This is a genomic window from Eubacterium sp., assembly GCF_057858645.1.
Genome location: NZ_DBLZZO010000005.1, coordinates 1 through 15,501 on the forward strand (window position 1 = coordinate 1; position 15,501 = coordinate 15,501).

Consider the following 15,501-nt stretch of genomic DNA (forward strand, 5'->3'; position numbering starts at 1 on the left):
CTTCAACAACCTGCTTTTTGAATTCATAACTGTATTTTGCCATAAAAATACCGACCTCCAATCGTTAGATTTTTAGGTCTAACTTTTGGGGGTCGGTACATTCTAAATTAAAAGTTTCAGCTTCTTTTATTATTAATCCGCGCGATTTGCTTTGTGAATATCCCATAAGCGTTACCTTTACAGTTAGCTCGGTCTAGGCTTCCTCATGTCACACAAAACGATCTGCTTAGTGCTGCTTCATTCCTGACCTGACACGGTTCACAGGATTCTGTTGCATAAGACCCAAACGTCAACACCACTTATAAAGGGCAGCCCTACAAAATATCCCCTAGGCAAATCATCACCCCTGCTGTAGCGGATTGCAGGTACAGGGCGCCGCTATCTCCCCGGCTGCGCGGAAGTGTTATATCGTATTTTTTTACAATCGAGTTTAAGCATACCCTACAGGCATTTTTTTGTCAACCGCGATTTCTTAATTTTTTAAAAAAATCTTTCAACAATGTACTACATTCTTCTTTCATTATTCCTGACTCAATTTCAACCTGGTGGTTAAACTTATCTACCTGAAGAAGATTCATAATGGAACCTGCACAACCTGCCTTTGGATTCATGCAACCAATATAGACTTTTTTAATTCTAGCCTGAACTATTGCACCTGCACACATTTGGCATGGTTCAGTTGTTACATACATTTCGCAATCATCCAGTCGCCAATCATCCAATTTCTTACTTGCCTTCTTTATGGCATTTAGTTCGGCATGACTTAATGTATTCTTATCTGTCATTCTTCTGTTGTAGCCACGTCCTATAACCTTACCATCATAAACAATAACACAGCCTATAGGCACTTCTCCAATTGCCAGGGCTTTTTTCGCCTGCTCAATTGCCTGTTTCATATATTTTTCTTCCATTTGTAACATTCCTTACAGTTGTAATATTCCTTGCAGTTGTAGCATCCCCTACAGTTGTAATACTCCTAAAAGCTTATCCCAACCTTCTCATGTGTAGTTTGATTACTTACGTTTAGGTTATTCAAAATACTGATCTATTATGTTCCATATATCAGCTTTCTCCTGACCCAATGACCAATAAGCTGCTCCTGCTAAATTATATTTTTTCATCAATTCAAGTCTTGATTTAACTGATGTTTCATCTTCAAGCCAAATTGAAACTGTCGTATGTCCCTTTTGATATGTTACAAAATTCTGACCTGTTGTTTTATCAAAAGACGGCTTAACGCCTGCTCTATTATATGCTTTTTCTGCTGCTTCCATTCCAAGAGCTTCACTTGCCAAATAGTAATTACCATTTGCCGCATCTTCTACAAAAACGCCTGTTCCGTCGCTGTGCTCTTCAGGAGTTTCCTTCCAAGCTCTTGTGTAAAATGGTATTGCCCCGACAATTCTTGAAGAATCCTTTGCCTGATTAATAGTCTCTTTAATTGAATTCTCAGCGTATGACATAGATGACACTGAACCTGCTTCTTTACTGCCTGAAGTATGTTCATCATAATTCATTATAATAAGATAGTCAGCTAATTTCAGTTGCTGTTCCCTGTCAAAATAACCACTCCACTCTGATGGTGCATAATTATCAATTGACAATACAATCTTATTTTTTCTACATTCTACTGAAAGTTCTCTTAAAAACTGCAAATAATCATCGATTATATCTTTTGATATATATTCAAAATCAATGTTGACTCCATCAAGTTCGTAACTGTCTACATAATACATAATGTTAGTTACAAGTCTTTGTCTAAGTTTTGTAGATGTAAGCACCTTTTTTGTTAAATTTCTATCTGTAAAATCATTAAACAATGCCCACACCTGTATATTTTTCTTATGAGCTTTTTCCACATAATCCAAATCTGCCAATGTTGATAAATTACCGTTTCTATCTACAAGAGAAAACCATGTAGGTGAAACTACATTTATGTCTTTTGTTTTAGAAAGAAGTGATTCTAAATTCTTATTAGCTGTCTGGTTATATATCTGATTCCAGGCTAAACTTACTTTTCCATCCATAGCGATATGTGTATATTCACTGTCATCATTTTTGTAAGATACCTTTTTCTTACTTTCATCAGTTAATTCCTTAACCGGTACATAACCAATATAGCCGTCATCTGTTCTTACTTTATCCCAGTTTTTCCCTGAACCAAGAAGTGTAACAGTTGTGCCTTTTGAAAGTGTCTTAACAATAAGGTTCTGATAATCACCTTTTGTTCTCATTTCAATTTCGCTATCTGTCTTAAAAGTAGTCTTCTCACCGCTTGTATATTTCAAACTGATAATTGCCGGTGCCTTGCCTGACTTCTTTGTTATCTTTGAGTCTAAGTCAACGAACTTCTGGATAAACTGTAAATTAACATAACATTTCTTCTTTTCTTTTAAAAATACTTTGTAATTCACTGTTTCATCTGTATTGCCATGAATAATTGTCGGTTGGCTTTCATCTACATAATATACTTCTGTTGCATTTGTAAAAAACAGTTTCTTATCTTTCTTGTCCCAATAAAATCTTTTATCAATATTTGACTTAACAGTGTCAATATTAACATAAGCCGATGTATCCTTGATGATTCCGTATTCATCGCTGTATTTATCTTCCAAAGCTACTGCTGCTACCTGGTCACCAACAGATGTCTTATAGGCAACGTCGTTCTTGCTGTCATCTTCATATGTAAGTCCCATGTACCATTTCAAGTCAACGCTTCCTTTATTAGTTTTTATAAATAAATCACATCCGCTTACTACAAACATAGACAAAGTTACAAGGGATGTAAGTAAAATCACTTTTATGTTTCTTTTCATTTTTTCCTCCTTCGTCATCCTACGTTTGTTATCATAACACATCAGCTAATGTATGTGAAGAAAATAGCTGTGGACAAATTGTAAAGATTCTTGAAAACTTTCTTAACATTCTCTTAAATCTATTCATAACAATCTGCTCACAGCTATAGCTTTCATAGGGAAACTCAACCTTATTAATTATTTAGTCAAGTTATGCTTTTCGTGAAAAATCCCCTAATGTATATGATGTTTTCATTATAACATATTGTTTTAATATTTCAACATATTTTTTTGTTGTTTTGCTTTTTATGCTTTTTAATAATTATTTTTATAAATTTGTCATATTTTATACACTTTTAGAATATATATTGTATACTGTTATTTGTTATAATTTTTTATATACAAAGTAACTGTTATATATTACTAATTGAAAAACTTTACACTTCTAATTTTATTGGATATACTATTAGAAGGAATATAAGTAATCAAATGTGAGGTGATTTTTATGAAGATTGAAAAAATAAATGAAAATCAGATTCGCTGTACTTTAACAAAAGAAGATCTTGCTGACCGCGATATAAAAATTAGCGAATTAGCATATGGTTCGGGCAAGACCAGAGAGCTTTTTCAGGATATGATGAAACAAGCCAATGACGATTTTGGTTTCGACGTAGGTGATATTCCACTGATGGTTGAAGCAATTCCTGTTTCACCGGAAAGCATTATTTTGGTAATTACCAAAGTTGAAAATCCTGAAGAGACAGAAGAACATCTTTCAAAATTTTTCTCAAAAGAATTTAAAGATAGTTTTCTTTCTCACCTTGATGACTTAGAAATCGATTTAAACGAAATTGAACAGATTGACGACTCAAGTGATGGCGAGACACAAAAACCATATTCAGAAGAAAACGGCGATGATGATTCATTACTATATAGTATTTATTCTTTTGACAACTTAAGAGATGTAATTTCTGTGGCTAACATGATAGCTTCTGCATATAAGGGTGACAGTTCATTATACAAATCACCTTTTAACAATAAATATTATTTGTCTTTATGCATGCCGGCAACGGATGAACATATTCTTAACAAGATATGTAGCATCTTAACAGAAAATGGACACAGAGAGACTCCAACATACGCAAAAGAATTATTTTATATGGAACATTTTGAAGAAATAGTTGCAAACAAAGCAATAGAAAAATTAGGAAAAATATAACACATAAGAAAATGGAAGGTTTGTTTATGAACCTTCCATTTTCTTATCTTATCAACTATCTATTCTGTATTTTTTAATTATGTTTAATATACGCATTCCTAACACCATACCTTTTTGTAGCAGTATATTGGCTTTCAGCAATATACTTCCAACTCTAATTACCATCTATACAAAATAATTATACATCTCTACATTGATACATTAAAATTGCTGTAGCAATGGCTGCGTTTAAAGACTCAACTTTTCCTTCCATTGGAATCTTTATTAATCTATCAGCCTTCCCTGACACTTCATCGCTTAAGCCTTTAGCTTCATTGCCAATTAAAAGGGCAACGTTTTTTTCAAAAACTCCTTTATTGTACTCTTCACCTTTTAAGTGAGCTGCATAAGTTGTAATACTGTTTTCTTTTAAAGTTTCAATTGCTTCAGGCAAATCTGAAACAACAGTAAAAGGCACTCTGAAAATTGACCCCATTGTTGAACGGATTACTTTAGGATTATAAATATCAGCACACCCTGAGCTCATAATTATACCAGAGATTCCTGCGCCTTCACCTGTTCTTACAATTGTGCCCAAATTTCCCGGATCCTGTAATCTGTCTAATACTACAACACAGCTACGACCTTTTTGAGTAATATTATTGTTTACATTTTCAATAATATCATCTAATGTGTAAGCATTCTTCTCTACAATTGCCATAATGCCCTGTGGAGTTACTGTATCTGATATTTTCTTAAAAACACTATCACTTACGAGTTCAAAGTTTTCTCCCTTAAAGGCATATTTATTTTCTTCTGCAAAAGACTCCGACACATAAGTTGCTACAAGCTGGTCATCAGGAATTTCTGAAAACATCTTGATTCCTTCAACAACAAACTGATTCTTCTGTTTTCTAACTTTCGATTTTTCTTTCAACTGTATTATTTGTTTAATCTGCTCATTTGACGCGGATGTTATCACTTATTTCACCTACCCTTACAAATTGTCTAATACTCTGGTTAGTATCTAACCTTATAAATTGTCTAATATACGATTACTTCCTACCCCTACAAATCTGTCCCATATACGATTACTGTCTAACCTTTACAAAGTCATCACCGTACTTTTCTTTTAATAACTTTATTAATCCTTCTGTAATATTTACAGAATATTGTGGTGGCATCATTTTTCTTTGACGCTCTTTTGCCAAAGCAACAATAACCTTATCGTTGCCATGGTTAGCAAGAATTATTTCTGTTAATTCCTGTGCTTTTTCCATGTAAGTTTCCTTATCCTTAAAAGCTATCCAAAGTTCTGAAGGCACTTCACTAAAATCACGAATCTTATTTGCCATTACTTTTCCTGCAGCATTTTCCTCAATGCTCACCTGACCTTCCACAAATACTTTTCGTCCTTCTTCAAGAAGCCTTCTACTGTTGTCAAACTGCCTTGGAAATACAATAACTTCAATTGTACCAACCAAATCTTCCAAAGTAATAAATGCCATTTGAGCACCTGTCTTTGTAAACTTTCTGGTTACATTACTAATAATTCCACCAACTACTACTTTACTTTTATCCTGAACTTTTGACTCTTCGCCCTCTTCCGGTTCTGCAAAGTCCAAAGTCATGTTCGTTATAACTCTTCTCCACTTTTCTTCCTGGTCCTGAAGCGGATGTCCACTGGCATAAATTCCTATAACCTCTTTTTCGAATTCTAACTTCTGGGCTGTATCATATTCCCCAACATTTGGCATTTGAACCTTGTAAGTCTCTTTAGCCTCATCATCAATAAAATCAAAAAATGAAGTCTGACCTGCCATGGCATCTTTTTTCTCCTGATTTACACCATCCATAATCTGAATATAAACCATCATCATCTGTTTTCTTGTGGCTCCAAGAGAATCAAAAGCCCCAGCTTTTATAAAGTTTTCAATAGCTCGTTTATTAACACCTATTGAAGATGTTCTTGTGATGAAATCTTCTAAGTCTTTAAACTTGCCATTTCTTTCACGTTCTGCAACTATGCCATCAATAACTGCCTTACCCACATTTTTGATAGCTGTTAAACCATAACGGATACATTTATCCCCTGCTGAAAAGCCACTCTCTCCTTCATTAATATCAGGCGGTAAAATCTTAATGCCCATTGAACGACAGGAATAAACATATTCAGCTACCTTGTCTGAGTTGTCCATTACCGACGTAAGCATTGCTGCCATAAATTCTTCGGCATAGTAATACTTCAAATAAGCTGTCTGATAGGCAACTACTGCATAAGCCGCCGCATGAGATTTGTTAAAAGCATATTTTGCAAAATCAGTCATTTCATCGTAAATTTTGTTTGCGATTTCTTCACTGATTCCATTATTTATACAACCCTTTACTCCTTCTTCCTCGTCGCCATATACAAACTTCTGGCGTTCCTTTGCCATTACATCAGCCTTTTTCTTTGACATGGCTCTTCGTAGCAAATCGCTTCGACCTAATGTATAACCTGCCAAGTCCCTAACAATCTGCATTACCTGTTCCTGATAAACAATACAGCCATAGGTTGGCTCAAGAATTGGCTCTAACTGTGGGCAATCGTATGTTACACTGTCCTTATTATTTTTTCCTTCTATATACTTTGGTATAAAATCCATTGGACCCGGTCGGTACAATGAAATACCCGCAATTATATCTTCAAGACTTTGTGGTTTTAACTCCTTCATGAAGTTTTTCATACCGGCACTTTCAAGCTGGAATATACCTTCTGTATTTCCTGTTCCAATATAATCCAAAACTTTTTTATCTGAATAATCTATTTTGTTTAAATCTAAATCTATGCCTCTGTTTTTCTTAATATATCTTTGAGCATTCTGAATAACAGTTAAGTTTCTAAGGCCAAGGAAATCCATTTTCAAAAGCCCCAGTTCTTCCAAGGTTGTCATAATGTACTGAGTTGTTATTGAACCGTCTGCTGCTCTTGAAAGCGGTACATATTCATCTACAGGTTTTGCACAGATAACAACACCTGCCGCATGCATGGACGCATGTCTTGGCAGACCTTCAAGTCTCATTGACATGTCTATTAAATATTTAACTTCAGGGTCTGTGTCATAGAGATTCTTTAATTCTTTATTTTGTTTTAAGGCAAGTTCCAAAGTCATGTGTAAATCATTTGGAATCATTTTTGCAATCGCATCTGCCTGTGCGTATGGCATATCAAGAACACGCGCCACATCTCTGATTACACCTTTTGCCTTTAATGTACCAAAAGTAACAATCTGCGCCACATGGTCTTTTCCATATTTTCTTCCTACATAATCAATTACTTCCTGACGTCTTTCAATACAAAAGTCCACGTCAATATCGGGCATGGATACACGCTCCGGATTAAGGAAACGTTCAAACAGCAAATTGTATCTCATTGGCTCAATATCTGTTATTTCCAAGCAATAAGAAACAATACTGCCGGCTGCTGAACCTCTACCCGGGCCTACTGCTATACCATTTGATTTTGCATAATGTATAAAATCCCACACAATCAAAAAGTATTCTACATACCCCATACTTTTAATTGTATTTAATTCATAATCTAATCTTTCCTGTAACTGCTCTTTTGTTAATTTACAGTGTTCATCTACTTCTCCGCTAAAAACAGGATATCTTCTGTGAAGACCATCCTCGCATAATTCTTTTAAATAAGTCCAAGGCGTATAGCCTTCAGGCACTTCAAAGTTGGGAAGTTTTGTAACACCAAATTCAAATGTTACATTACATCTCTCAGCAATCTTGTGAGTATTTTCCAATGCCTGTGGTGCATATTTAAAAAGAGAAGCCATCTCTTCTTCTGATTTTAAATAAAACTGGCCCCCTTCATAACGCATTCTATCTTCATCAGATTTTTTCTTACCTGTCTGGATACACAGCAAAATATCATGTGCTTCCACATCATCAGCGTATGTATAATGAACATCATTTGTACAAACTAAGTCTATATCTAATTCCTTGCTTAATCTTAACAAAGCCTGATTTACTGTTTTCTGTTCAGGAATTCCATGGTCCTGTAATTCCAAAAAATAATTATCTTTTCCGAAAATATTCAAATGACGAACTGCTGCCTCTTTTGCCTTCTCGTACTCGTCTCTTGCAAGATATCTTTGAACCTCACCTGCAAGACAGGCACTAAGACAAATAATACCTTCAGAAAATTTTTCAAGAACTTCATAATCTACTCTAGGCTTATAATAAAATCCGTCTACAAACCCTTTCGATACAATTCTACAAAGATTCTCGTAACCTGTATTATTTTCCGCAAGCAAAATAAGGTGATAGTATCTGTCCTCACCTGCATTTGCCTCTTTATCGAAACGGGAACCCGGAGCCACATAAACTTCACAGCCAATAATTGGTTTAATATCATTAGCCAATGCAGCTCTGTAAAAATCAATCGCCCCATACATAACTCCATGGTCTGTTATGGCAAGGCTGTCCATACCAAGCTCTTTTGCTCTTTTTGTTATTTCTTTTATTTTACTTGAACCATCCAACAGACTGTATTCTGTATGGACATGTAAATGTGTAAATGCCATCTTTTATCCTTCTCTATAATCTATATGGAACCAATACTGTTCCTTACAACGTTCTCATCTGATAAGCGTTGTCTCTCAACTGTTTTCTTTTCACACCAGAATGTATACATATTGAAACATTCATTACTCTATAGGGAAATTCTAAATCATTCCATTGCATAACAGTAATTATACTTCTATTTTTTGTTTGTTACTATGGCATTTGGATAAATTCTCATCATTTTTTCGTCGTCGTAATGTTTATCCAGCCAAACCTGCCATGACTGTTTAGCATCTATACCCTTTTCTCTCTGGTCATATCTTGTTAAAGCAAAACATGACATAAGTACATTTGCAATCATAAAAACAACCAAAATCCAAGTTGTTATTTTACCAAACTTAACAGGAATTTTTTCTATTACTTTTGAAAGTCTTGTGTAAATCAACTTAAACCACACTACCGCTGCGATTCCCCAAAAGAAACAATAAAGTAAATTAATTCTACCACCTAAATTAAAAGGTATATCGCTGTAATCCCAAAAAACTTTTCCAAAAACTATTTCTGTAAACACGCTGCACAAATACTCATAAGCCCCACCTAATCCGGTTCCTATAAGAAAAAGAAAACCGTCACTTCTGTCCTTATACTTGTAAAGCATAAGAGTAGCTGCTGCAATTGCCAGTCCCCACACAATACTAAAAGGGCCCCACACAACACTACTTCTGCTCATCCATTCTCCCATGGTAATTCGGCAAAAAATAGTTTCTATAATATCTCCTACAAAGGCACCTACAAAAAACAAAACAACCAACTTGTAAAAACCACACCCATAGGCAAATACTGTTTTGTCCTTTGCTTCCTTTTCTACTTTTACAGTTTTAGGATAAGCCTTATTCTTTCTATTATTAACTCTACTTATTAACCATTTTTCAAGTTTTCTGCTTAACTTAGTAAAATTATTGTTTGCACTCTTAACCTTCTCAATTCCTCTACCATTATAGTAAAGAATCAGAAGTGAGAAAATCATATCCGCAGCTAATGCAATAACTACAACAATCAATATAATTCTTACAACCATAAAAGGTATAAGTTTATAAGCATCAATTAACAGGCTATTCGTAAAAGTAACCGCTATAAATCCTAACGCTCCCCAAAGCACCGAAGTTTGAAGAGAAATATAGCCACCTAAGTTAAACTTATTATTTTCATAGTTCCACCATCTTTCATGGCAGATTTTTTCAATAATCTTTCCTGCTACCCATTCAATTACAGAAGCATATATAGCTGAGAAAAGAAACAACCATACACCTGACAAATCTTTAAGTGCAACAGTAATCAGCACTCCCGTAAAACCATAAACGGTACAAAACGGCCCATTAATCAAACCTCTATTAATAATTTTTCTCTGCTTGGTAATTGCAAAAATTGTTTCCAAAATCCATCCCACAAAAGAATAAATCAGAAACAACCATAATAATTGGTATATTGACATTACTTAATCCCTCTTCAGTATTTCTATTTTTAACTTTTATTTATACATTATAGTTTCTAGCAACTTCTCTTAAGTACAAATTATAGTTCAGCTCTTTTAATAATCTAAATTAATTTACATCATTTCTAAAACATACTAAAAAGTATATTTTAAATTCAACACATTTGTCAACACCCCGGTGCCATTCTCTACTGTTGCCGGGCTGACGATTAAATTAGAACATGTTGTATTTCTATCTTCGCTGCGCCGCCTATTAACAATCGCTATCGATAACTCAACCGCTACGCGGTTTCAAACAATCTCTCGCGATTGTAGCTAGGCTAGCTCAGATAACGAAATACTGCCTATCGTTCTAATTTAACCGTCAGCCCGGCAATAGGAAAGAAGCCTGGCAACAGAAATTAAGCCCGGCAACAGAAATGAAGCTACTCCACCAAATTGATGAAGTAGCTTCGCCCTATAATATATTGAGAAAAACATCGAAAGGTTTGTGTCTGTCTATATTATTACCATTTAAGGTCAAGTATCAATGCTGTTGGGTTTGTGTAATGAAGAAGTGTACTCTGATCATTTACATCATCATAACAGAAACCATATGAGAAATTATTTACAGAATGTTCATGTAAGAACTTGCTATAATAGTTGTATGTTCCATTTTTGTAATAAGCACTTGGATTCTGATAATTTGCAGGATCTGTTGCAACACCTCTGTTAAATGCTGCACAAAGCTGTGCTTCAATTACTAATTCTGTTGAATTTCCTCTGTTAAAGTTTCCTTTTCCTTCTAACACATCCTGTGTTGTTGGTTTGTAAATTGTGTATGTTCCACCGTCACCATCTTTTGTAAATGTCATGTGATCTCCACTAACTCTACCTCTAAATGTTCCGGCATCACACCTGAATACTAATGTTTCATTTGAGTATTTATTCCAAAATTCATTAATATAGTTGTCAAAGTAATGTCCGTTTTCTTTTCCTTCATTGAAAGTTGTCTTACATGGAGCCATAATTCTCTTTCCGTCGTAAAGACTCTTCCATGCTGCAGGTGCACTGTTCTTCCATGCATTGAAAATCTGATCTCTTGTTCCTATATCACCAACTGTCTTATCATATGTTGGGTAATCTCCCGGACGGTTATCAAATCCACCCTGTCCTACTAATCTTGTTACAACTGGAAAGCTAAAGAAGTCAACTCTTGTTGTATTGCCCCAATATTCTTTATTTGTTACTGTAAATTCTGCAAATTCAAATAATACGTCACTGTTAGGATCTGATGGATTATTTAAGTCAGGTCCTGCATAACCTACTTTTCCATCAGCACCATTAATGAATGTTACGTAAACAGGTTCACCGTAACTTAAATACATTCTTCCTGATTCAATATCCGGCAAATATACATATTTTGCTTCTGCCATAGAATGGGCAACATTTGCACATTTTCTACCATTCTTTGTAACTGTATTAAGTGATTCGCTTGCTTTAACAAGGTTTCCCTGTGCGTCTAAATAACAAATTTCATGATTTTTATTTCTTCCAAGTACAATCCAATAGATTTCACTATCTTTGTACTTTCCATTTGTTTTGTTGTTAAGCTGTAAGAACATTTTGTCACTTCTTACAGGAATGCTTGAATCAAGCTGTGGCACATCTGTTCCTATGTTAGTACTTGGTGTTGTTGTTGATGGCTTTGTTGCAGCAGGTTTCTTATTTGGAGTCTGACTTGAGCCCTGTGAAACATTAACTGACATTGTTGTTTTTTCTGATTTTTTATCACCTGATACTGTAGTAATTGCTACTGTATGTGTTCCCTGTGAATAGCCTGTATATGTATAGTACGCACAACCAACTTTACTTGCTACTTTCTTTCCATCAATATATACATTGTATGAATTAATATCTCCACGTCCCCATACAACTCCAATTGTTCCTGCTGATGGATTGCTTACTACCAAGCCAAATGGTTTAGCAATACCTGTATCTGTATTTTCTTTTTCTGTTACCTTAACTGTTGTAGTTGTTTCAACTGTCTTTTTCTGTACAATAATTGATGATGTTCTGTCGTTAAAATCTGAACCAATCCAAGCAGTATCTGACGTAATTCTTCTTGACTCTCCCTGGAAGTTGTCATCATAATAAAGAATTGCTTCATATCCACTTGCAACCTTTAATGAAGATAAATCATCATTTCTAAATCCTTTTGCCTGTAATGCTGCAAGGTTGTATCTTCCTTCATTTAAAGCTGCAACTCTACCGCCATAATTAATATCCTGATAAATATATACAACACCTTTTTCTGTTGTTGTAGTTGGTGCTGCTGTTGTCACCTGCTGTTTCTGTCCTTTTACAGTTACTGATAATGAAGTCTTTGCTGATTCCCTTGAACCTGAAACTGTTGTAACTGAAACTGTATGTGTACCTGCTGAAATATTGCCATATTCGTAGTAACCGCAAGTTACTTTGTTTGCAACCTTGTCGTTGTCAATGTATACATTGTATGAATCAATATTTCCACGTCCCCATACAACACTAACTGTATTATCTTTTGGACTGTTTACTACTAAACCAAAAGGTGCCTGTATGTTAGCATCTGTAGAACTTGTACTACCTGTAACATATGTCATTTCACTTGTGTCATACTGAGCATTGCCCTTGTTATATGTAAATACACATGTAAGCTTATCGCCCTTCTTTAAACCGTTAATGCTGTACTGGAACTGCTTATCACTTCCACTCATTGTTACATTCTGCTGTGCTCCATCATTAACTTTATAATGAAGAATTGCATATGCAGCATAGTTTTTACTGTTAAAATTTATTTTACATACGCTAGAAGAAACATCTTCAGCTGTTACCTCATAATCCCCACTGCTTCCAAGAGAAGCTGCTTTTGTTGTCTTACTTGTGTTATTTATGCCCAATCCCGTTACTACCATGGCAATAGCTAACACTGTTGCTAAAAGTTTTTTTGAAATTTTAAATTTCATCAAAAAAATCCTCCTTTTTTCTTTTTTTACATTAATCTAAACCGTTCTTCCTATGATTATATTTTTACAATATAAAAACAGTTCAAAAAAGGAGTGCTTTTTTATAGAAGGTACACTTTTTCATAAAATTATTTTTTATGGTATTTTTATTCAAAAAATAAAAATAGTTTTATACATTTCTTATTACATAAAAAAGTCATAACAAATAAGTTCAGATTGCAAAAAACTTATCATTGTTATGACTTTTTATAAAAATATATTAGATTTTTCTATAATTAAAATTGTTATATTTTTCTCAATTGGAAATTTCTAAATTATTTATTCTCTTTCTAATAATTGTACTAACTATTTGTTTCCTAAATATTTTTCAATACTGTCAATAGCCTGTGTCTCATCTTCTCCGTCTGCTGAAATTGTAACTGTCTGTCCTGCTGCAATTCCTAATGCCATCATTCCCATAATGCTTTTAGCATTAACCTTCTTTGTTTCGTACTCCACATAAATCTTGCTTGTAAACTGGCTTGCAACCTGTACACATTTTGCTACCGGACTTACATCTGATCCCTGTTTGATTTCAATTGTAACATCTCTAGTTGTCATTTTAAATCTCTCCTCCTTAGGGCTATCCCCTTAATTTCTGTGCAATCTGACAAATTTTTCTCAATCGATGGTTTACTCCTGACTTTCCAAGGGGAGGATCTAGCATTTCTCCCAGCTCCTGCAAAGATGCATCAGGATTCTCTTTTCTAACCCATGCGATATCTTGTAGTTTCTCCGGCAAATAATCTATGCCCTTATTTTGTATAATAAAGTCGATATCGTCGATTTGTCTCACCGAAGTTGCCACGGTCTTCTTTATGTTGGCGGTTTCACAATTAACCTGTCTATTATAATAATTGCTCATACCTTTAAGTATTCTTACATTCTCCATTTCCATTAAGGAAACATGGGCTTCCATAACATTTAACACGTCAACGATGCCTTCGCCTTCTTTGATATATACCACATAACCACCTTTTCTTGCAACCATTTTTCCATCAATATTATAATTTTCTAGTAATTCTATAAGCTGCTTTGCCTTTTTTTCACTGTTACATTTGATTTCAAAATGATAAGATTTATTAGGATCACTAATGGAACCTGCCGCCATAAAAGCCCCTCTAATAAAGGCTCTTTTGCAGCAATCTTTCATAATTACAATATTATTTGTAATTGAAAAATTCTCTCCAATTTCATTATTTTCGTTAATTAGCTTAGTAGCCTGTAATATTTTAAGCGCCTGCTGGTGGTCGCCTACTAATAAAGTATATGTTCTTCCCACTTTTGAATATGCATTTTCTCTGGTAGAAATATCAACATCTACTTTAAATGTTTTCCACAACAGCTTTTTAATTTTTTCTGCTGTAGGTTGTGTTTCTGTTTTTATTCTTATTTTGTAATTATTATTTTCGTCAATTATAACACTACCACACATGGAGATTAGTGCAGCTAATTCTGCTATTCTACAATGTGTGGCATTGCTTATATGATTGGCTAATTCATTTTTTACTTTTATCGAAAAACTCATATATTTAACTTTCTATTCTAGTCCCTTTAGTTTCTTAAAATATCCCTATGAGATATTCGTATGCCGTAATTTGCATCCATATTGTTTAACTGTCTATACAGTTCATTTGCTACAGTAACAGATCTGTGATGACCACCTGTACAACCAATACCAATTACCAACTGATTCTTTCCTTCGTCAATATAATTTGGTATCAGGAACTTAATCATGTCGATTAATTTCTCTAAAAACTCTGTTGATACAGGAGATGCCAAAACATAATCTCTTACTTCCTGCTGCTCGCCTGTTTTATGCTTAAGTTCAGGTACATAGTACGGATTTGGCAAAAACCTTACGTCAAAAACCAAGTCGCAATCTGCCGGTACTCCATATTTAAAACCAAAAGACATTATTGTTACAAACAAGTTTCTGTAATCTTGATTCATAACAAATATTTTTTCCACTTCTGCTCTTAAATCGCGCACTAAAAGATTACTTGTATCAATTATGTAATCTGCATTTTTTCTAAGATATGCAAGTTTCACTCGCTCTGCTTCGATTTCATTTTCCACGCTGTCTGCATCACCCATTGGATGACTACGTCTGGTTTCCTTAAATCTTTTAATCAAAGTGCTGTTATTGCAGTCCAAAAATAGTATTTCATAATTTTGTTCCTTTTTCTTCATGTGAGTAAGCACTTCATTTATACGATCTAAATTCTCACCACTTCTAATATCCACACCTATTGCCACCTTGTTTTTTTCACTTGTTTGTGCAAACAATAGGTCTGCAAAATTTTCAATTAAATCTATTGGAAGATTATCTACACAATAGTAGCCGTTATCTTCGAATATTTTAAGTGCTGTTATTTTTCCTGCCCCTGACATTCCTGTTACAATAACAAAACGCATACTGTTTCCTCCAACTAG

The 15,501-nt window shown here is 34.4% G+C and carries 10 protein-coding genes and 1 other RNA gene; 1 reads left to right on the forward strand and 10 read right to left on the reverse strand.

Annotated elements, in window-relative coordinates:
- Positions 1–137: 137 nt before the first annotated feature.
- The 3 genes from ffs to ACZM4J_RS02710 all read right to left on the reverse strand — a co-directional run bounded on the left by ffs (position 138) and on the right by ACZM4J_RS02710 (position 2,816).
- An RNA gene (gene ffs, locus ACZM4J_RS02700) (signal recognition particle sRNA large type) lies at positions 138–398 on the reverse strand.
- A gap of 60 nt (positions 399–458) precedes the next feature.
- Positions 459–911: a tRNA adenosine(34) deaminase TadA gene (tadA, locus tag ACZM4J_RS02705; protein ID WP_022164691.1), complete on the reverse strand. Its 453-nt coding sequence runs from the start codon at positions 909–911 to the stop codon at positions 459–461.
- A gap of 117 nt (positions 912–1,028) precedes the next feature.
- Positions 1,029–2,816 (reverse strand): glycosyl hydrolase family 18 protein, encoded by a 1,788-nt coding sequence (locus tag ACZM4J_RS02710; RefSeq protein WP_022164690.1) that lies wholly within the window; start codon positions 2,814–2,816, stop codon positions 1,029–1,031.
- 484 nt (positions 2,817–3,300) lie between these two features.
- On the opposite strand from ACZM4J_RS02710, the gene ACZM4J_RS02715 reads away from it, so the two are divergent.
- Positions 3,301–4,014, forward strand: a complete 714-nt coding sequence (locus tag ACZM4J_RS02715) for an adaptor protein MecA (RefSeq protein ID WP_022164689.1) — start codon at positions 3,301–3,303, stop codon at positions 4,012–4,014.
- 178 nt (positions 4,015–4,192) lie between these two features.
- Here ACZM4J_RS02715 and ACZM4J_RS02720 read toward each other — a convergent pair whose 3' ends face one another.
- From ACZM4J_RS02720 to rapZ, 7 genes are all read right to left on the reverse strand, one after another.
- Positions 4,193–4,975, reverse strand: coding sequence for a TrmH family RNA methyltransferase (locus ACZM4J_RS02720; protein ID WP_022164688.1), 783 nt, complete (start codon positions 4,973–4,975; stop codon positions 4,193–4,195).
- Positions 4,976–5,084: 109 nt separating this feature from the next.
- Positions 5,085–8,570, reverse strand: coding sequence for a DNA polymerase III subunit alpha (locus ACZM4J_RS02725; RefSeq protein WP_428245239.1), 3,486 nt, complete (start codon positions 8,568–8,570; stop codon positions 5,085–5,087).
- Between the two features lie 176 nt (positions 8,571–8,746).
- Positions 8,747–10,042 carry a putative ABC transporter permease gene (locus ACZM4J_RS02730; protein WP_022164685.1) on the reverse strand — a complete coding sequence of 432 codons (1,296 nt, stop codon included), beginning with the start codon at positions 10,040–10,042 and terminating at the stop codon, positions 8,747–8,749.
- Positions 10,043–10,548: 506 nt separating this feature from the next.
- Positions 10,549–13,026 (reverse strand): beta-1,3-glucanase family protein, encoded by a 2,478-nt coding sequence (locus ACZM4J_RS02735; RefSeq protein ID WP_022164684.1) that lies wholly within the window; start codon positions 13,024–13,026, stop codon positions 10,549–10,551.
- A gap of 345 nt (positions 13,027–13,371) precedes the next feature.
- Positions 13,372–13,626, reverse strand: coding sequence for an HPr family phosphocarrier protein (locus ACZM4J_RS02740; RefSeq protein ID WP_022164683.1), 255 nt, complete (start codon positions 13,624–13,626; stop codon positions 13,372–13,374).
- 22 nt (positions 13,627–13,648) lie between these two features.
- A complete protein-coding gene (gene whiA / locus ACZM4J_RS02745) occupies positions 13,649–14,593 on the reverse strand; it encodes a DNA-binding protein WhiA (protein ID WP_489485568.1) in 945 nt (314 codons plus the stop codon).
- Positions 14,594–14,619: 26 nt separating this feature from the next.
- On the reverse strand, positions 14,620–15,483 hold the full coding sequence (gene rapZ, locus ACZM4J_RS02750) for an RNase adapter RapZ (protein ID WP_117999763.1): 864 nt from the start codon (positions 15,481–15,483) through the stop codon (positions 14,620–14,622).
- Between the last annotated feature and the right edge of the window lie 18 nt (positions 15,484–15,501).